The following is a 19037-nucleotide window of genomic DNA, read 5'->3' on the forward strand; positions in this document are numbered from 1 at the left end:
CGAACAGATTCATGAGAAAAGCCGTTATTTACGTGGAAAAATTTCTGCCTGCCAGCCAGGCATTTGTTCTCAACCAGGCAGTGGCGTTTCGCTCCTTCGAAGCTGAAATTCTTGCCGGTTCGCGAATCTCTTCCGCCCATACGAAAAAATCCACTGTCCCGGTTCATGACATCCGCCGGTCTCCGGTCGCGCGGGCCGGTGAGCTGCTTCTGAAAATCCCGCAGATCGGGCTGCCCTTCCTGTTTCCCGCGATCAGCCAAGCCGATCTTGTCCATGCCCATTTCGGCAAGAACGGCTATGTCATCGGTCCCCTGGCGCGGGCCGCCGGCAAGCCACTGGTCACGACATTTCACGGCTTCGACGCCACCTATCGCGGCGATCCTAAAAAACCGGGCGGCTTCAATCAGGTGCGTTTCTTCGCCAAGGGCCGGAGCGAGATGGCAGGCTGGAACAGCTGGAACATAGCCGTTTCCGATTTCATCCGAGAGCGGCTGCTGGCGCTCGGCTTCCGCGCCGACCGCGTCTTTCGCCATCACATCGGCATCGATCTCGATCTCTTCAAAATGGAGCCGCGTCCCCGAAAAAAGGGATTGGTGGTTTCCATCGCCCGTTTCGTCGACTATAAGGGCCACCGCTTCATGATCGACGCGCTTTCACGCGTGGCGGCCGCCGGTACCCCGGTTGAATTCGTCATGGTCGGACAGGGACCATTGAAGGAGGAAATCGAGGCCTTGGCGCGCCGTTCCTTGCCAAGCGTCACGATCCATGAAAATCTGTCTCAGACTGAGATAAGGGATCTGCTCGCCAGTGCGGAACTCTATCTTCATGGCAGCGTGACGCTCGACAATGGTCATGCGGAAGCCTTCGGCCTCGCCAATCTGGAAGCCGAAGCCGTCGGTACTCCGGTCGTCGCATTCCGCTCGGGGGGCGTGGGCGAAGCGATCGAAGAGGGGAAAACTGGTTATCTCGTGGAGGAGCGGGATGTCGCGGGCATGGCGGAAGCGGTCGGAAGGCTGCTCAACGATCAGGCCCTGTGGACAGCCTTCAGCGCGCGGGCACCGCTTCTGGTGGCCGAGCGCTTCGACATATGTCGTCAAACGGGGATGCTAGAGGACTACTACAGTTCCGTTCTAGACGAATTTTCCAGCCGGGGTCGGACTTGATGGTGCAGACAGGAAAGAAGCCGAAATGGGGACTGAACGTATTTCGGCCGCTGCGGAACGGGATCGTTAAGGCCAAGTGGCTCTATTACACGAAATTCTGGGGTATGGACATCGATCCGACTGCCAGCTTTTCACTCAGCGTGCGCTTCGACAAGACCAATCCGAAGGGACTGCACATCGGCGCCGAAACCTACGTCGCCTTTGAAGCCGCCATCCTGACCCACGACCTCACGCGCGGGCTTTACCTTCACACGAGGATCGGCAAACGCTGCTTCATCGGCGCCCGCAGCATCATCCTGCCCGGCGTCGAGATCGGCGACGAATGCGTCATCGGCTCCGGCTCGGTGGTGACCAAGAGCGTGCCGCCGCGCTCGCTCGTGGCCGGCAACCCGGCCAAGATAATCCGCAGCGACATCAAGATCATTTCGCGTTACGGACGCATGGCCCGCGAGGACGAAACGGTCACGCAGATCGTGACGCACTTGCCGACTGGAGAAGCACGATGAAGATGTTTGCCTATCGCGGGAAACACGAGAATTTCGGCGACGAACTGAACCATTGGCTCTGGGAACGTCTGCTGCCCGGCTTCTTCAATGACGATGAGAGCCGGCTCTTTCTCGGCATCGGTTCGATCCTCTACGACAATTTCGACCCGAACATACAGAAGATCGTCTTCGGCTCGGGCTATGGCGGCTACACCAACGCGCCGAAGGTCGACGGCACCTGGACCTTCTACTTCGTGCGCGGAAAGAAGACTGCCGAGGCCCTCGGCATCGATCCGAGCTACGCCATCGGCGATTCGGGCATCCTCACGCGCAGTTGCTGGGATGCAAAGAGCGTTGAGAAGCGCTACCCCGTCTCCTTTATGCCGCACTACGAAAGCGCCATGTACGGCAGCTGGGACAAGGTCTGTGAGCTCGCCGGCATCCATTACATCGATCCCCGCTGGTCGGTGGAAAAGGTTCTGACCGAAATCAGCGCATCGCATAAGGTCGTCTCCGAGGCGATGCATGGCTGCATCATATCGGATGCGCTGCGCGTTCCGTGGCGGGCGATCCGGCCGATCGCACCAAGCAATCGCGCCAAGTGGTATGATTGGGCGAGTGCGCTCGATCTGGAGATCGACTTCGATCCCATCGGCCCTTCCAACCTCGTCGAGGCAGGCGCATCTTTGGTGCGGAAGAACACATATCTGTTGAAGAACATCACGTTCCGTCACCGCCGCATCCGGCAGCTGACCGGCAACTATGTGTTCGGCTCGACCGTCAAGACGCTGCAGCGGGTGGCTGAGAAGCCCGGACAGCTCAGCTCCGACGAGGCTATCGGAAGAGCGCACGAGAAAATGCTGGTCGAGCTGGATCGGCTGAAGCAGGATTTTTCCAACGACCAGCGCCCTTTGATGTCGCAGACCCCGTGACGAGGCAATAAGGCATGAAGCTTTCTAATTCCGCCAATATTCACCGCTCCCGCAAGGGCAAGAAGCACTCCGGATGGGACCGCAGCCCGCTGAAATGGTCAACGTCATCGACCTCAGGAGCCGTTCGCCCATGAGCAGTGTTACCGACCGGCTGATTCAGGGCAGCATGTGGCTGAGTTTGTCCCGCGCCATCGTCAACGGGCTCTCGGCGCTCAGCACCTTCGTGCTCGCCTGGTATCTGGTGCCGGCTGATTTCGGTCTCGTCGCCATTGCAACGACGATCCAGGTCATTCTGAGTTCGGTCACCGAACTCTCGCTCAATCAGGCGCTTATCCGCCACGAGTCGCCCAGCGAAACGCACTTCAGCGCGGTCTGGACCCTGAGCGTGACGAGAAGCGCGATATTGGCGCTGCTGTTTGCCGCCGCATCCTATCCGATCGCCGAGTTTTACAACGAGCCGCGGCTGACGAGCGTCATGCTCGCCTTGAGTTTCAGCCTGCTCTTGAGCGGTCTTGCCAATCCGCGCCGTGTCATGCTCCAGCGCGATCTGATCTTCTGGCAGGAATTCGTCCTCAACGTCTCGCAAAAGCTGGTCGGCTTCATCGTGACGGTGGCGATTGCGGCCATCTATCAGAGTTACTGGGCTCTCGTGATCGGCACCCTCGCCTATCAGGTGACCAATATCATCGTTTCCTATACCGTCCTGCCGTTCTGGCCGCGCATCACCTTTCGGCATGCACGCGAATTGTTTTCGTTCTCGGTGTGGCTCACGGCCGGACAGATCGTCAACACGCTGAACTGGCGGATCGAATATCTGCTGATCGGAAAGCTGCTCGGCGCCACGCAGCTCGGCCACTACACGGTCGGCAACACCCTTTCGACGCTGCCGACGCGCGAGGCCACGGCGCCGTTGAACCAGACGATCTACCCAGGCTTCTCCAAGGTCCGCAACGATCCGGTCCGGCTGGTCGCAGCCTATCAGCGCGCCCAGGCGCTGCTGGCCGCCGTGGCGCTTCCGGCGGGCATCGGCATGGCCGTGGTGGCCGAGCCAATGATGCGGCTTGCCTTGGGAGAGAAGTGGATTCCCGCCATCTTCATCGTCCAGGCGCTCGCATCGGTGTTTGCCCTGCAGACACTCGGCTCGCTCGTCCAGCCGCTCGGCATGGCGAAGGGCCATACGAAGATGCTGTTCATCCGCGACACGCAGATGCTGGTGGTCCGCATTCCCATCATCATCGCCGGCCTCATGATGGCCGGGCTTCCGGGCGTCGTTTATGCCCGCGTGTTGACCGGCCTGATTTCCACCGTGGTCAACATGCTTCTCGTCAAGCGCTTGATCAATCTGCCGTTCTTCCAGCAGCTCGCAGCCAATTTCCGCGCGCTTGCCAGCGTCGCCTTGATGGCCGCCGGCGTCTGGGGATTGTCGCACATTCTGAGCATGCCTACAGACAAGCTGCACTTGGCGCTCTATCTCGCATTGCTCGTCATCACGGGCGGCATCATCTACGCCGGGTCGAGCTTTGTTCTCTGGGTTGCGATGAAAAGGCCCAACGGCCCGGAAACTGAAGTTCAGCGTATCGCTGTCAAGTTCCTGTCAAAAGCAAAACGTATTGCCGTACCCAAATCGGCCTGAAGTTAAAACGAACATCAACAAGAGAGGCAGAATGACCAGCCAATCCAGATCGGAGCTGATCGCAAAACTCAACGGCATGATCCATGATTGCCTGAAGGACTATGTCTCGCGCGATGAACCGCTTGCGATTCTCGACTTTCCCGACATCCGCAATTGCGGCGACTCGGCGATCTGGCTGGGAGAGATGGCCTATCTCAGGGATCGCTTCGGAAAGCGCCCGGACTATGTCTCCAGGCTTCACGACTTCTCCGCCGACGAGCTGAAACGGCGTGTGCCGACCGGCCCGATCTTCATTCACGGCGGCGGCAATTTCGGCGATATCTGGGTCGCCCACCAGGACTTCCGTGAAATGATCATGGAACGCTTCCCGGATCGGCAGATCATCCAGTTCCCGCAGTCGATCCACTACAGCTCGCCCGAGCGCATCGAGCAGTCCAAAAAGGCCATCGGACGCCACAAGAATTTCGTACTGCTGGTGCGCGACGAAGAATCGAAGGAGTTTTCCGAGAAGCACTTCGACTGCACCGTGCGGCTGTGCCCGGACATGGCCTTTGCCATCGGCCCGCTGCCGGAAAGGGCGACGCAGATTCCCGTCCTCGCCATGTTGCGCGAGGATGCGGAACGCGTCGGCGGCGGTGATCGCAAGATTCCTTCCGATATTCCTGTGGAAGACTGGATTACAGAATCGAAGCGGAAGGTGGACATCGCCAAGAAGTTGGGCGTAGCCTCGGCTTATCTCGCATTGAAGCCGAGCGAAGTTGCCTTGCGCAGGCTGGACGCTGCGGCTCATAACCGCTTCGAGCGTGGCATCAGTCAGATTTCGCGCGCCCGCGCGATCGTGACCGATCGCTTGCACGTCCATATCTGCTCGCTGCTGCTCGGCCGTCCGCATGCGGTGCTGGACAACAGCTATGGAAAGATCCGCCGCTTCATGAATGCTTTCTCCGGCGGTACCGACCTTTCCTACAAAGCGACATCGCTCGAAGACGGAATCGAGTGGGCGCGTCAGCAGGCTGCCAACGGACGCGTCGCGGAGAAAGAAGCTGTGGGCCTGCGGGCTTAAGGGGGAATTCGATGCCACTTGTCACCTTCATCATCCCGGTCCGACATCAGGACAACGCGCGCGATTGGAGCAAGCTGAAGGCAAATCTCAGCCAGACCGTGGCCTCCATTTCCAATCAGACCAATGGAGATTGGCGCGGCATCATCGTAGCCAACGAAGGCGCCGACCTGCCTGATCTGCCGGAGAAATTTTCCGCCGTTCGTGTGACGTTTCCGCCGAACGACATGCACGAACTCGGAAAGGGCAGCAAGGAAGACTTCCTCGATGCCTTCCGCGCCGACAAAGGCCGGCGCGTTCTGAGCGGCATGCTGGCCGCGGCCGACAGCCGCTTTTTCATGATTGTCGATGACGACGATTTCGTCAGCTCCCGGATCGTGCAATATGTATCGGAAAACCGGGATGCCAACGGATGGACGATCGACCACGGTTACATCTGGGACGACGGCGGCAATTTTCTGCTCGGACATGACGACTTCAGCCATCTCTGCGGCACCTCGCTGATCATTCGCGGCGATCTGTATGAACTGCCGCAGCGGTTTGAAGACGCCTCTCTCGACTGGATCAAGTCGATGCTGGGCAGCCACGTCCGCATTGCGGACATTCTTGCCCAGCGCGGAGCGCCCTTGACCAAACTGCCTTTCCGGGGAGCAGTCTACCGGGTCGCCCATGGCGGATCGCACAGCCGCGCGCCGAGCCTGATGCGGCAGTATTTTCTCAATCGTGGCGTACTTCTGAAGCCGCGACGGTTGTTGCGCAATTTTCGCAAGCTGAGGGTTCTCGGCGGCGGTTATCGGCGCGAATTCTTCGGCGGGACGCGGTCGAATCCCGCATAGCAAAACGATCCGTCCAATAGGCATAGGCAGTCAAATCATGAGGCTTTTCTCTTTCGACTTCACCAAAAGGGTTGGTAACTGATGTCGGATCTTTTCGTCAGCGTGCTCTTTTCATCCTATAATGGCGCCAGCCGCCGGCTGCGCCATACTCTGGATTCATTGGTGAGCCAGGAGCTTCCCCATGATCGATGGGAATTGATCGCTGTCGACAATAATAGCAAGGACGATACGTTCGACCTTCTGAAATCGTATAGCGAGAAGCTTCCGATCACCATCCTGCAGCAGCGCAAGCCGGGAAAGTCCAGCGCGCTGAATCTGGCCTTGGATCGGGTGAAGGGGGATCTCGTTGTCCTTACCGACGACGACATCCGCGCCGAACCAAATTGGCTGAAAGCGATCGTCGACTGTGCCGCAGCCCATCCGAGCTATGGCGTCTTCGGCGGCAGAATCGTTCCAGATTGGGAGGAGGAGCCGAAGGACCGCTTTATCGACTGGATTCCCATGGGATCGACGTTCGCGATCGTCGATGAAACGCAAAGCGGACCGTGCGATCCGACAAAGGTTTGGGGCCCGAACACAATCGTTCGGCGAGAGCTGCTGGGGACAAGCGTACGCTATCGAGAAGATATCGGCCCTCTTCCGGGAAAGATGTTCGCAATGGGTGAAGACGCTGAAATCATCATCCGCCTGGCCGCGGGCGGAGCCAAATCCTATCGTTGCGCCGAAGCCGTGGTTCACCACTGGATCCCGGCATCGAGCGTGACCGAGGATTGGGTGCAGAAACGCGGCGAGCGGCTTGGCTACGGCATGCCGGCACTCTTTCCTGATGAGGTGCCGGAAGGCGTGAGGATAAGCGGCGTTCCATTGCCGACCTGGATCGAAAGCGCACAGTGGGCTTTCCGTGCTGCCCTCCTCTATCTCCTGCCGCGCTCAAAGAAGCGTTTCTGGGCGATTTGGAAATATTACTACATGCGTGGCTATCGCGCGGGTATTCGCCGGTACGTGCCTCAGACAATGGCACAGTGATCGATTGCCCAGGAGGCAGTAATTTGAGACTATCGGTGCTTACCAGTCATTTATGGCAGTATTTGCGTCCACGCATCGACAGCGTTCTATCGGAGGCCCAAGTCATCGGCAAGACGTGAGCCGAATTCGTACTGGCAGGCGATCCGACGGAAATGAGGGTCTGGAGCAGCAAATGAGCAAAGTCAAGGTTACAATACTTTTCTCGACCTACAACGGAGAGAAGACTCTACCAGCGATGCTTGAGGCACTCTGCGCCTCCACCCTGCCGAAAGAAGAATGGAAAATCGTTGCTGTCGATAACAACAGCAGCGACAACACCGCAGCAGTCCTGAATTCCTATAAGGAGCGGCTTCCGCTGGAAGTTTATTTTGAGCCGAAACAAGGCAAGCAGCATGCATTGACTTTGGGCTTCCGCCATCTGGAGGGAGAACTCGTCATCTTAACCGATGACGACGTCATTCCCGCGCCGGATTGGATCGAGCAGTTTCTGACCTTGGCAGATGAGCAACCGCAGTTTGCCATATTCGGAGGTTTGATCACGCCCGAATGGGAGGAAAAACCTGCGCCATGGTTGATTAAGTATGGGCACCTGGGAGTTCTTTATGCTCTCAATGACGATCTTCCCGAGGGCCCGATTTCAGCGGCGTTAATATCGGGGCCGAATTCGGCCTTCCGCCGTTCCGTTTTGGGGCCCGGCTATATCGTACACGACGGTCTCGGTCCGGATGCCACTGTCGCTCAGTTCCCGATGGGTGAGGATACTGCCTTCGCTCTGAGGTTGGAGAAGAATGGAGCCAAGGCTTTTCACTCGCGGCATCCCAGGGTTCGGCACATTGTAAAAAAGGGCTATGTCAAAGAAGGATGGGTTTTGCGACGCGGCGAGCGCTATGGCATGGGTCTGGTTATCGTTCGGCCGGACCTGTTCGAGAGCAAAACGAAAATCGCCGGTCTGCCGGTCGTCAGCGCCCTGAGATGGCTTCTGATGGCGCCGGCCAATGTCGTCGTCAAAAGGTTTCCCCTAAGCGGCCTTCGCTTCAAATTGCTGTGGGCGCAGTCGGTGAGACAGGGAATCCTGCGCCAATTTCTGAAGCAGCGATCTGCGACGAACAAAACGTTCTATTCTCAGGTTGGCGCCAAATGATGACAGCCCTCAGCCACAGCACCGACAGGAAACGCTCCAGCTGCGAAGGCAAGGAGCAGGATTTTCGCACTTCGGGAGGCGAATCGGTTTGACGACTGATTTAAAAATTAGTGTCATCTTTTCGTCCTTCAACGGCGCTAGTAGACGGCTTCAGCAGATGCTGGAGTCGATGCTGGGCCAAAACCTTCCGGCTGAACAATGGGAACTGATTGCCGTCAACAATAACAGTGAAGACGAGACGCAGCAGCTTCTCAATCAATATGCGGAGAAGCTTCCAATGGTTGTCGTCAATCATCCCCGGCCAGGAAAATCAGGAGCCATGAACGCCGCTCTGGCAATAGCTCGAGGAGCATTGATCGTTTTTACGGACGACGACATCGAGGCGGATGCGAATTGGTTGCGTTCGATTGCGAGCTGCGCAGAGACGAATCCGGATTACGGCGTTATCGGCGGCCGGATACTTCCAAATTGGGAGCATTATCCTCATGGAGACCCGCTGTTGGATTGGATTCCCATGGGATCAACCTTCGCCATAGCCGACCAGGAATCCAGCGGCCCATGCGACCCGACAAAGATTTGGGGTCCGAACACAACAGTGCGTCGTGAACTGCTTGGCAGCACTGTGCGGTTCCGCGAAGACATCGGGCCGCTTCCCGGAGGTCTTTTCGCAATGGGAGAGGATACCGAAATTGTCAATCGCCTGTCCCGAAACGGCGTGAAAACATATCGGTGCGCCGAGGCCGTCGTCCATCATTGGATTCCAGCCTCGAGTGTGACAGAGGCTTGGGTACAGAAACGTGGGGAGCGTCTTGGCTACGGAATGCCGGCGCTCTTCGCTGAGGACATTCCCAAGGGTTTAAGGATCGCGGGAGTGCCCTTAAGAACTTGGATCGAGAGCGCCAACTGGGCGGTTCGGGCAGCTCTTCTTTATCCTTTGCCGCGATCAAAGAAGCGGTTCTGGGCCATCTGGAAGTACTACTACATGCGCGGCTACCGCGCCGGACTTCGCCGATACGCACCGGCGGGAAATCATTCTGGTCGACTGGTGCAGGAGGTCGTGCGGTGAAATTATCAGTGCTCATCAACAATTTCAATTACGGCCAGTATTTGCGTCCATGCATCGACAGCGTTCTGTCGCAGACCTATCCAGATTTCGAAGTGATCGTCGTCGACGATGGCTCCACCGATGATTCCCAAGAGATCCTTGCTTCCTATGGCGAGCGGATCCAGACCGTTTTGAAGGAAAATGGGGGCCAAGCCTCAAGCTTCAATGCCGGTTTTGCGGCCGCGAGCGGCGATATCCTTTTTCTTCTCGATGCCGATGACGCGTTTTTGCCCGGAAAACTCGCGCGCATTGCCGAGGTCTATGACCGCAACGAGATCGACTGGTGCTTCGACCGTGTGACGACCAATGACGGCGACCAGCCTCCCGCGGAACTGCAGGTGACGCTGTTCGACAAGCGCGACACGTTGCGCAGGGGCGGCTTTCCCTCGCTTCCGGTGCCGACCTCCGGCTTGAGCTTCCGCCGCAACCTGCTGTCCCAGATCCTGCCGATGTCTGTCGCGAAAGACGTCGTCCTCAGCGACAATTACATCAAGTTTGCAGCCGCATATCTGGGACGCGGGGCCATCGTCGAAACACCACTGACCTTTCAACGTATTCATGCCACGAACCGCTATACGGGCACGAGCAGGGCAAGAACGCTGCGCCCGCGCATCATGATTGCGACAGGATTGGAACTGGCACGCCGCTATGACGGGCTGCATGCGCTCGGCAAGAGCTTGGTGGCCGGCGGCATTGCCGAAACGACGTCGCTCCTCAAGCTGAGGAGTGAAGCTCGCAGTACCGTGGCGGGTGGACCCTTCGGTGATGATGCCGTAAACGAAGTGGCCCTGATGGCCGCGCGCAAGCGTTTGGGAAATATGCTGCGGAGAGGGCAGTCATGAACCAGCAAGACACCTTTCCGCCTTCATCTGCCAGAGCTGATCAGCAAGTTGTGTCGCCGTTGAACATCGCCGTCGGCGTGCTGACCTATCGGCGGCTGGACGGGATTGCCAAGCTGCTCGATGTGATGACACGCCAGACCAGGCATCCGGCTCGCCCCTATCATCTGACGATGGTGATCGTCGACAACGATGCCGCCGGCAGCGCAAGAGCCACGGTCGAGGCTTTCGGCCAAACGGGCGCCTATGATCTGATCTATGTCGTCGAACAGAACCAGGGCATCCCCTTTGCGCGCAATCGGGCGCTCGATTCTGCCCCTGCCGGCACCGACCTCTTCTGCTTTCTTGACGATGACGAATGGCCGGTCGATGGCTGGCTCGATGCGATGCTGGAGACCCGGGAGACAAACCGCGCCGATTGCGTCTACGGTCCGGTCCAGCCGGTCTACCCCGAAAATCCGCCGGAATATTTCATCAAAGCAAAAGTTTTCGAGCGCAAGAAGAACAAGGACGGTCAGCGCATTTCCTATGCGGCTTCGAACAATGTGATGTTCGATTATCCCCTCATCCGCTCATGGAATCTGCGCTTCGAAGAGAAAATGCGCTTCACCGGGGGCACTGATTATCTCTTCTTCAATCAGGCAATTCGTCGTGGCATGCAGGTTTTCTGGGCTGACAGGGCGCTCGTCTATGATATCGTTCCCGCCAGCCGCATGACTTGGAAGTGGGTGTTGCAGCGGCAATACCGGCTTGGCAACACTTTCGCCGTCAGCGAGGTCCTGCACGGCAATCTCAAACGCCGGCTCTATCGCGCGGCCTACGGCGCCACGAGAGTGATGCTCGGGGTGGCCATGCTGCCGACGATCCTGATTTCACCCTATTGGGGCATGCGGGCGCTCACTCATGTTCTGCGTGGCGCGGGCATGGTCAACGGGATCCTTGGACATGCATACCAGGAATACAAGCCCAATGCCGCCCTCTGATACTGATTGCAGGAGCGCCCTCGGATGAGTTTCGGCCCTACATATGTTCGAGACGGAGATATTGGCGTGCGGCCGGCCGTCCGTGCGCGGTCACGCCATGGCATCAGAAAAGAGACGCTCGTCCGCCTGCTCCTGACGGGCATTTTCTACATCGCCCTGCTGCGGGCAACCGGCATGTGGTACGGTTATCCCTCGAATTTCGATGACGGGGCATCCGTCGATCCGCTGCCGCAGAAACTGATGCTTTATTCGCTGATCCCATTGATCGGCCTTTATGGCCTTCTTGAGCCAAACCGGTTTCTCGCTTTTTTCCGCGGCATTTCGCCCCTCGTCTGTGTCGTCATCTTTTCGATCGTCGCCTCATTCATCGGCTCGCTGGATTTCGGCGCTTCTGTTCGCGGTGCGGCGGCCGTAGGTCTGCTGGCCCTTGGCCCCCTGCTCTTTCGGCTGCGCTACGGCAACGAGGAAACCGTACGCCTGCTCGCCAACTTTGCCATTTTCTCTGCCTTCGCAAATGTCCTTTATACGGCAGCGTTCCCGCGTTTCGGGATCATGGGCGGCTCGCTGGCAGGAGCGGTGAAGGGACTGTTTTATCACAAAAATACAATGGGGCAGTTCAGTGCGATCTGCTTTATCGTGCTGATTTCACATCGGCTGCCCTCCCCTCGGCTCCGCTACAGCGGCTTGCTGAAAAGCATCGCCATCATGCTGACCCTGCTCCTCGTCGTGGTCTCCTTGTCGTCGACGGCGGTGGTTATGGTGGCGATCGGTCTCGCCACGATCGTCGGGCTGAAGATGATGGAAAATGTCCGACACAGCATGACGCGTGCTTTCATTGTCTTGTTCCTTTGCCTCCTCATCGGCTTAGCCGGCTCGATCGCCTATCTCGGCGTCGCACAGGCCGTCGCTCAGGCTTTCGGAAAGGACCTGACGCTGTCGGGACGGTCGGATATCTGGGAACAGGTCATCCCGCTGATTTATGATCGGCCAATCTTCGGCTATGGCTTCGCCACGTTCCGGCAGGCAGATATTGTCGAGGAATATGTCCGTCTCGGCCATACCGTCCACTCTCTGCACAACACCTACCTTGAGATTTGTCTCAACATTGGTATTCCGGGCTTTCTTTGTTGGATCAGCTTCCTGTTGACGCGACTTTTCAAGAAGATCGCCGTCGTCTACCGGAGCCATCAGCTTCAGACCGTTCAGGCCAAAGAAGTTGCATTGATCCTTCTCGTCATGATCGGCGCGATGACCGAAGCGGGAATGATGCTCGCGCCGATTGGTCTGTGGCCGGTCCTCGTCTCTGTCTTACCGATGAGGACGGAACCTGTTGTCCCCCGGCCACGTCAGCGGTCTCTTTTAAAGGGACCGACCGGGCGGCGCAGCCTCCGCTATCCACAACCCGCTTTAGGAGAATAGGCAATGACCAGCGCCCCAATGGCCGTGCCGGAAGCGAAAAGAGCCGCGGTCAGCGTTGAACGCGAAAAACTGCTGGATATCGAACGCGGCAAAGGCGTCGGCATCCTATTGGTCGTCTACGGCCACCTTGTGATGCAAGGCACGCTGGGCGAGCAGGCGTGGTACCAGGCGACGAAATCCGCGATCTATACGTTCCACATGCCCTTCTTCATGTATCTCAGCGGCTTCGTGTTCTTGTTCACAGGCGCCCATAATGCTCTTGATCGCAACTTCGGCCGGTTCTTCGCCAAGAGATTTGATCGGCTGCTGATCCCCTTTATCGTGATGTGCCTGATCAACGTCTTTGGCAAACAGATCGCCGAGACGTTTATTCATGTCGATGACGGCGTCAGCGGCTTTTGGCAGGGGCCATGGGCGGTGATTTCGAACAGCCCGAACAACCCGACAATTTCGATCTGGTATCTCCTGGTGCTTTTCGTCTATTCGGTGCTGACACCAATCCTGTGGCGGCTGAGCGGCCGACACATCGGTATTCTTTTCCTTTTCTCGTTGGCAATCTTCTTCATTCCCGCTTCAGAGAGGTTTTATGTCGCACGAATTCTGAGTTATTTCGTATTTTTCGTGGCTGGAATGGTGAGCTGCAGATATTCCGAATACTTTCTGAAGATATTCTCCAAATATATCATTCTCTGGCTGGTCGTTTTCGCAGCCGCACTTTATGTCGGTCGGAGCTTTCCTTATTGGCTTCTTCTGTGCGGGGCGGCATCGATTCCGTTCCTGCACGCTCTTGTCAGAATGCCGATATTTGACAACGACAAGATTCTTCTCTGGTTTGGCCAGAATTCGATGGTGATTTATCTGTTCAACACAATCTTCATTGGCATAGCAAAGGGTATTTATGTGAAGATCCTGCCGTATCACGGTCCGTGGTTTGCGTTTATGGTCGTTATATTGATGATTTCCGGAACGTTACTGCCAATTCTCGCCAAGATGGCGCTTCAGGCGGCCCCTATGGCGGGGCCGATTTATAAATATGTCAGGTAAAAGATTGTCCGGAGCTGAGATTTTTCTTAATCCGCGAGCTTCGACGTGCTGGTTAATAATGTTAGAATTCCATTGAACTGCCGCGATACAGCCACGGTTTCAGTGGAACGAACTTACCCTCTCGTCATCGGTCAAACATAGGAGATGCCTGTCTATGGCTGAGAAAAAATTGAAAGTTCTCGCTGCTTCATCAGGGGGCGGTCACTGGGAACAACTGATGGCCATGCGCGGCGCGTTCGACGGCTGCGACATAATTTTTGCAACGACCATCCCGGGGCTTCTTTCGAAATATGATATTCGCGACGGACTGGTCCTTCCTGATTGCAGCCGTGACTCAATAACCATGTCAATCCGGTGCTTTTTCAGCGCTTTTGCCATCGTTATCAAGCACAGGCCCGACGTCATCATCTCCACCGGTGCGGCGCCTGGACTCTTTTGCTTGCTTGCCGGCAAGATGACGGGCAAACGCACGATCTGGATCGATAGCGTCGCCAATGTCGAGAAACTGTCTTTATCGGGAAAATTGGCCGGCCATATTGCAACGCTCTGGCTCACGCAATGGCAACATCTCTCGCGGCCGGATGGCCCCCATTACGCAGGAGCTGTCCTTTGATCCTTGTCACCGTCGGAACGCAGCTGCCGTTTGATCGCCTCGTCAAGGCCGTCGATACCTTCGCCAAGGATCTGACCAGACCGGTGCTGGCTCAGATCGGCAAGGGCACCTATACTCCACAGAACATGAAATGGATCAAGAATATCGAGCCTGCGGACTTCGATAAGGTCTTTCGCGATGCGACTGTCATCGTCTCTCACGCGGGAATCGGCACGGTCCTCACGGCGAAGCGTTTCGGCAAACCGATCATTCTTGTTCCACGGAAGGCGGCTCTTGGTGAGCATCGAAACGATCACCAGCTTGCCACGGTCAGTCAGCTTGTCGGCCGGCCGGGCATCTATGTCGCCCAAAGCGATGACGAACTCAAGGATTATCTCCTGCAGGACCTGGAAAGCCCCTCTCATGAAGATGTTTCCGATGCCGGCCGGACGTCGCTGGTCAAGTATTTGAAGGGTTATCTCGCGGAAGGTTGAACCCGCCAACAGGCGCAGACGCCCTCGAGACAGAGGAGATTCATTCTCTGCAATCTCGGCCGGCTATGTGCCGGGCGAGTTGGGGAACGATGATCTTAGATGCGACTTCGGGCCGCGGATGGGCGCCGTCAGGAATTGCAGCGGCCAGATCGTCAGGGGTCAGACGCTCCCAATCGGGCCGATAGTCGATAAACTCCAGGCCCCGTTTCCGTGCTTCCGCCTGATGAGCCGAGATATAGCTACCGGCAAAAGGACGGATCAGCCCCCGCAGTCCCGAAAATGGATTCATCGCCATGAGGATGATCCGCGCCCGCGGCAGGCGTTGACGAAGCTGATCGAGGATGTCGGCAATATTCCTTCGGCTTTGTGCCAGGGACACGAACCGATGCAATGTCGCGTCATTGGCGTAGAGCTCGATCAGAATAATATCCGGCTGCTCGGCAACGACCCGATCCAGCTGGGTCAAAGCCCATGTCGACGTCTCGCCGCTCTTTGCGACGCTCTCCACTCTCACGGATCTCTGCAGGCAGGCAGAAAGCCTTGTCTGGAGGCCGGGCTGCCATCCCCCGCGCGCTGTCAGCGATGTTCCGAAAGCCACAATTTTCAGCGGCGGAAGGTTCTCGGCATCACTCTTTCCAGTCATCAAAACCATTACGAGGCACGCTAAAAGCAGAACCAGAACCGATGCCAGTCGCCTCTCGGTCGGCGCCGCTCGCCAAAGCCGCAAACATATCATGACAGAACCATATCTCGGCGAGAGCTATACGTCGCCCGGCAGGAGAACCTTGTGGAACGGCTGGCAGGCCCTTGGAGCCGACCTTGCAGCAGGCTTGAGACAATATCATGAAGGACAGATTGTCACGTCCGCTTCAGTGCGCAAATCAGCCTCGCATCCAACCGGGATAGCAGCTGCCTCGACATGCCGCAACGACGCCGAGGAGCGCCAATCACTCCTCACGAAATACGTGCTGCATCTGATCGGTCAGAGGTTTTGTGAGATAAGAGATGACGGTCCGGTCGCCGATCTTGATAAAGACTTCGGCCGGCATGCCGGGATAGAGCTTTATCGATTTCAGCTTCGCGATACTTTGAGCCTCCGGCTTGACGCGCAGTGGATAGTAGCTGATCCCCGTCCGCTCATCCTTGACGATATCAGGCGCAATTGAGGTGATCACCGCCTGCACATCGGGCGTCGTGCGCTGATCAAAAGCGCTGAAACGCACATCGACGGATTGGCCGACATGGACCTGGTCGATATCGCGGGTGGCGACCTTCGCCTGGACGGTAAGATCGTCATTTTCGGGAACGACGAGCCCCAGCGTCTGACCGGCTTCGATAACGCCATTGACGGTGTGCACCGACAATTCGTGAACGCGGCCGCTGAGCGGCGCGGTGATGTCGAGACGGCGGAGTTGATCGAGCGCAGTGCCGCGGCGCTCCTCATTTTCGGCGATCTGAGCTTCGACATCGGTCAGGTCCTTTGCGATCTCCGAACGGCGATCCTCATCCAGCTGAATCGACTGTCGGTCGATTTCGATCGCCTTGCCCTCGGCCTCTGCCTTTGCAGCGATTTCCTGACCGCTGTTACCCTGGAGATCGGCGCGGGCGCGCTTGAGCGTATTCAAACGCTGAAGCGTGACCAGACCCTTCTTGTAGAGAACATCGACGGCTTCGAGCTCCTGTTCGATTAAGCCGAGGGAATCGCTTGTGGCGTTAATCTGAACGACCAAGCCCTTGATCTGCTCGCCCAGTTGATCCTTGCGCGACGCCAGCTGGCTCTTCATTCCGGTCAGCGCCGATCTGCGGCTGTCGAACAACTTTCGCTCGCCGTCGAGCAGCTGCTGCGCCGCGGTGCTGGATGTCAGATCGCTGAGGTTTTCTTCGACTTCGAACGACTCGGCGCCAATCCGCTCCGCCTTCAGGCGGGCGCGGCGCGCATAAAGCTGAGCAAGCGTGCTCTCGACAATCGACAGCTGTGCTCTTGTCGCCGTTCCATCAAGCCGTATCAAAACCTGTCCGGCCGACACATGCTCGTTTTCGGAGACCAGAAGTTCCGAGACGATGCCGCCCGTCAGATGCTGGATCTTCTTGACGTCGCCGTCGACGACAACGACGCCTTCGCCGATGACGGCGCTGGAAAGTTCCGTCGTCGCCGCCCAACCGCCAATGCCGCAAACCAACGCAATGGAGAGCGCGCCGACAACCGCCACATGGCGATTGAGGGAGCGTTTGGATTCACTAATAACTTTGCTCACGATCTTCCTTCCGGCCTATTCCGCCGCATTGCCGTCGACCACGACCTTAAGCTGAGCCACGCGCTCGGCAATCGGGGTTCGTGCTGCCTCGGTCCGGCTGACCCGCGCCAGAACTTCTTCCTTAGGACCGAATGCGATCATCCTGCCCTCCTGCATCATCAGCACGAAGTCGCACACTGCCAGAACGCCGGAGCGATGCGCGATGACAACGACGATGCCGCCACGTGCACGCACGCTCATGATCGCAGCACTCAGCGCCCGCTCGCCTTCCTCATCGAGATTGGAATTCGGTTCATCGAGCACGACGAGGAATGGTTCGCCGTAGAGCGCTCTCGCAAGCGCGATACGCTGTCTCTGGCCCGCAGAAAGCGCAGCACCGCCTTCGCCGATTTCGGTCTCGTAACCGTTCGGCAGACGCAGAATGAGGTCGTGAACGCGCGCCGCCCTCGCCGCGGTAACCACCGCTTCCGGCGACATCTCTTTAGCGAAGCGGCAGATATTCTGCGCGACGGTGCCGGAGAAGAGCTCGACATCCTGCGGAAGATAACCGATATGCCGGCCGAGTGCGTCGCCGTCCCACTGGTCAAGCGCCGCGCCATCCAGACGAATGGATCCCCTGACCGTCGGCCAGATGCCCATCATCGCCCGCGCCAGCGACGATTTGCCAGAGGCGCTGTAGCCGATGACCCCGAGAGCGCTCCCGGCTTTCAGGCCGAAGCTGATATCGGAAATGACCAGCCGCTGGCCGGCCGGCGGTCCGCTGGCGACACCTTCAACCGTGACCTGCTTGGAAGGTGCAGCCAGCGCGAGAGGGGCTTGGATCTCCGGAATTGTCTTCAGCAGGTTCGCAAGCCGCGCCCAGCTCTGCTGGGCGGAAACGAAACCGCGCCAATTTCCGATCGCCGCCTCCACAGGCGCCAGAGCGCGGGACGTCAGGATGGAACCGGCGATGATAATACCCGAAGAGGCTTGACCCTGAATGACCAGGATCGCGCCTGTTGCCAGCGTTCCCGATTGCAGGGCGATGCGGAAAATCTTCGACAGCGTCGCATATCCGTTGCCGACATCCGATGCCTGCCGGGTGATGTTCCGGTATTCGCCGTTCTTGCGGTCCCAGATCTCGGCCATGGTGCCTGCCATGCCCATGGCATGAATGACCTCGGAATTGCGGATCGAGCTCTGCGCAAATCCGTTGCGCATGTTGGCGGCTTCCGATTGCCGCTTGGAGAGCGTGCGCGTGCCCTGGTTGGTCAGGAACGTCAGAATGGCGAGAACGAGCGATCCGCCGATCGCGATATATCCAATTGCCGGATGGAACAGGAAACAGATAACGAGATAGAAAGGAAGCCAGGGCAGATCGAACATTGCCGTCGGGCCCATGCCGGACAGGAAGGTTCTTATCTGATCGAAATCCCGCAGGGGCTGAAGCCCGTCTCCGCCGATCTTGACCTTCAGCGGCGCTTTGATCAACGCCCGAAACACCCGCCCATTGACCATCTCGTCAAGCGCACCGGCAACGCGAACGAGCATTCTGCTCCTAAGAACTTCGAATGCGCCTTGAAAAGCGTAAAGAGTTAACGCAAGTATTGCCAAGGCGGCCAGCGTCGGGATGCTTTTGCTGGGAATGACGCGATCATACACCTCAAGCATAAAAAATGAACTTGTGAGGTAGAGGATGTTGATAAGCGCGCTTGCTATGCCGATGAAGATCAGCCCTCCTTTGCATTTCCGCAAGGCTTTGGACGGTTCATTGACGTCAGCTGTCGAACTTTGAAACACCAAGCAATCCTCTCCTACCGCATGGCGCATCCGGTCAATACGCGGATGCACACTGCAGTTGCGGGCCTATCAAGCCCAATCATTGACATGGCTGCCTTCGGTGGCCCGGCACCGATGCCGACCCCCGCTTGCAGGCCTATAACCTAGCCCATGAGTCCCACTGAAGAATGACCGAAAATACAAATTTATCACGAACAATTTCAGGGGCCCTAACTTTAACGCTATGATAATTATACCGGCCGAAGCAAGTG

At 57.6% G+C, this 19037-nt stretch carries 18 protein-coding genes; 15 read left to right on the forward strand and 3 right to left on the reverse strand.

The window, feature by feature from the left end:
• The first annotated feature begins 11 nt into the window (after nucleotides 1-11).
• From HJB91_RS27350 to HJB91_RS27420, 15 genes are all read left to right on the forward strand, one after another.
• Nucleotides 12-1163 carry a glycosyltransferase gene (locus tag HJB91_RS27350; protein ID WP_210630255.1) on the forward strand — a complete coding sequence of 384 codons (1152 nt, stop codon included), beginning with the start codon at nucleotides 12-14 and terminating at the stop codon, nucleotides 1161-1163.
• Complete coding sequence (locus HJB91_RS27355; RefSeq protein WP_064804382.1) at nucleotides 1163-1669, forward strand: DapH/DapD/GlmU-related protein; 507 nt, start codon at nucleotides 1163-1165, stop codon at nucleotides 1667-1669. Before HJB91_RS27350 ends, HJB91_RS27355 begins: the two co-directional genes overlap by 1 nt.
• Nucleotides 1666-2580 (forward strand): exopolysaccharide glucosyl ketal-pyruvate-transferase, encoded by a 915-nt coding sequence (gene pssM, locus HJB91_RS27360; RefSeq protein WP_221156464.1) that lies wholly within the window; start codon nucleotides 1666-1668, stop codon nucleotides 2578-2580. The genes HJB91_RS27355 and pssM overlap by 4 nt, the downstream gene beginning before the upstream one ends.
• A gap of 130 nt (nucleotides 2581-2710) precedes the next feature.
• Nucleotides 2711-4213, forward strand: coding sequence for a lipopolysaccharide biosynthesis protein (locus HJB91_RS27365; RefSeq protein WP_221146907.1), 1503 nt, complete (start codon nucleotides 2711-2713; stop codon nucleotides 4211-4213).
• A gap of 31 nt (nucleotides 4214-4244) precedes the next feature.
• Nucleotides 4245-5276, forward strand: a complete 1032-nt coding sequence (locus tag HJB91_RS27370; protein WP_210630251.1) for a polysaccharide pyruvyl transferase family protein — start codon at nucleotides 4245-4247, stop codon at nucleotides 5274-5276.
• Between the two features lie 11 nt (nucleotides 5277-5287).
• On the forward strand, nucleotides 5288-6109 hold the full coding sequence (locus HJB91_RS27375; protein WP_221156466.1) for a glycosyltransferase family 2 protein: 822 nt from the start codon (nucleotides 5288-5290) through the stop codon (nucleotides 6107-6109).
• An 81-nt stretch (nucleotides 6110-6190) separates the two neighbouring features.
• The gene (locus HJB91_RS27380) at nucleotides 6191-7135 is read left to right on the forward strand and encodes a glycosyltransferase family 2 protein (protein WP_221146906.1); all 945 of its coding nucleotides are present in this window, start codon (nucleotides 6191-6193) and stop codon (nucleotides 7133-7135) included.
• A 172-nt stretch (nucleotides 7136-7307) separates the two neighbouring features.
• Nucleotides 7308-8276 carry a glycosyltransferase gene (locus tag HJB91_RS27385; RefSeq protein WP_221156468.1) on the forward strand — a complete coding sequence of 323 codons (969 nt, stop codon included), beginning with the start codon at nucleotides 7308-7310 and terminating at the stop codon, nucleotides 8274-8276.
• A gap of 82 nt (nucleotides 8277-8358) precedes the next feature.
• Nucleotides 8359-9342, forward strand: a complete 984-nt coding sequence (locus tag HJB91_RS27390) for a glycosyltransferase family 2 protein (protein ID WP_221146997.1) — start codon at nucleotides 8359-8361, stop codon at nucleotides 9340-9342.
• Complete coding sequence (locus HJB91_RS27395; protein ID WP_221146904.1) at nucleotides 9339-10223, forward strand: glycosyltransferase family 2 protein; 885 nt, start codon at nucleotides 9339-9341, stop codon at nucleotides 10221-10223. The genes HJB91_RS27390 and HJB91_RS27395 overlap by 4 nt, the downstream gene beginning before the upstream one ends.
• Nucleotides 10220-11203, forward strand: a complete 984-nt coding sequence (locus HJB91_RS27400; RefSeq protein WP_221156470.1) for a glycosyltransferase family A protein — start codon at nucleotides 10220-10222, stop codon at nucleotides 11201-11203. Before HJB91_RS27395 ends, HJB91_RS27400 begins: the two co-directional genes overlap by 4 nt.
• Before the next feature lie 24 nt (nucleotides 11204-11227).
• On the forward strand, nucleotides 11228-12622 hold the full coding sequence (locus HJB91_RS27405; RefSeq protein WP_221146996.1) for an O-antigen ligase family protein: 1395 nt from the start codon (nucleotides 11228-11230) through the stop codon (nucleotides 12620-12622).
• A 3-nt stretch (nucleotides 12623-12625) separates the two neighbouring features.
• Nucleotides 12626-13666, forward strand: coding sequence for an acyltransferase family protein (locus HJB91_RS27410; protein ID WP_221146902.1), 1041 nt, complete (start codon nucleotides 12626-12628; stop codon nucleotides 13664-13666).
• A 154-nt stretch (nucleotides 13667-13820) separates the two neighbouring features.
• Entirely contained in the window at nucleotides 13821-14279 is a 459-nt protein-coding gene (locus HJB91_RS27415; protein ID WP_221146901.1) for a glucuronosyltransferase, read from the forward strand.
• Complete coding sequence (locus tag HJB91_RS27420; protein ID WP_221146900.1) at nucleotides 14276-14752, forward strand: glycosyltransferase; 477 nt, start codon at nucleotides 14276-14278, stop codon at nucleotides 14750-14752. The genes HJB91_RS27415 and HJB91_RS27420 overlap by 4 nt, the downstream gene beginning before the upstream one ends.
• Before the next feature lie 40 nt (nucleotides 14753-14792).
• On the opposite strand, the gene HJB91_RS27425 is transcribed toward HJB91_RS27420, so the two are convergent.
• The 3 genes from HJB91_RS27425 to HJB91_RS27435 form a co-directional block, all read right to left on the reverse strand.
• Nucleotides 14793-15488 carry an SGNH/GDSL hydrolase family protein gene (locus HJB91_RS27425; RefSeq protein WP_210630232.1) on the reverse strand — a complete coding sequence of 232 codons (696 nt, stop codon included), beginning with the start codon at nucleotides 15486-15488 and terminating at the stop codon, nucleotides 14793-14795.
• Between the two features lie 211 nt (nucleotides 15489-15699).
• Nucleotides 15700-17007, reverse strand: a complete 1308-nt coding sequence (locus HJB91_RS27430; protein WP_210630230.1) for an HlyD family type I secretion periplasmic adaptor subunit — start codon at nucleotides 17005-17007, stop codon at nucleotides 15700-15702.
• A 15-nt stretch (nucleotides 17008-17022) separates the two neighbouring features.
• A complete protein-coding gene (locus HJB91_RS27435) occupies nucleotides 17023-18786 on the reverse strand; it encodes a type I secretion system permease/ATPase (protein WP_221146899.1) in 1764 nt (587 codons plus the stop codon).
• Nucleotides 18787-19037: the final 251 nt, after the last annotated feature.

The sequence above is a fragment of the Rhizobium sp. NLR10b genome (genome assembly GCF_019685435.1).
Taxonomy (GTDB): domain Bacteria; phylum Pseudomonadota; class Alphaproteobacteria; order Rhizobiales; family Rhizobiaceae; genus Rhizobium.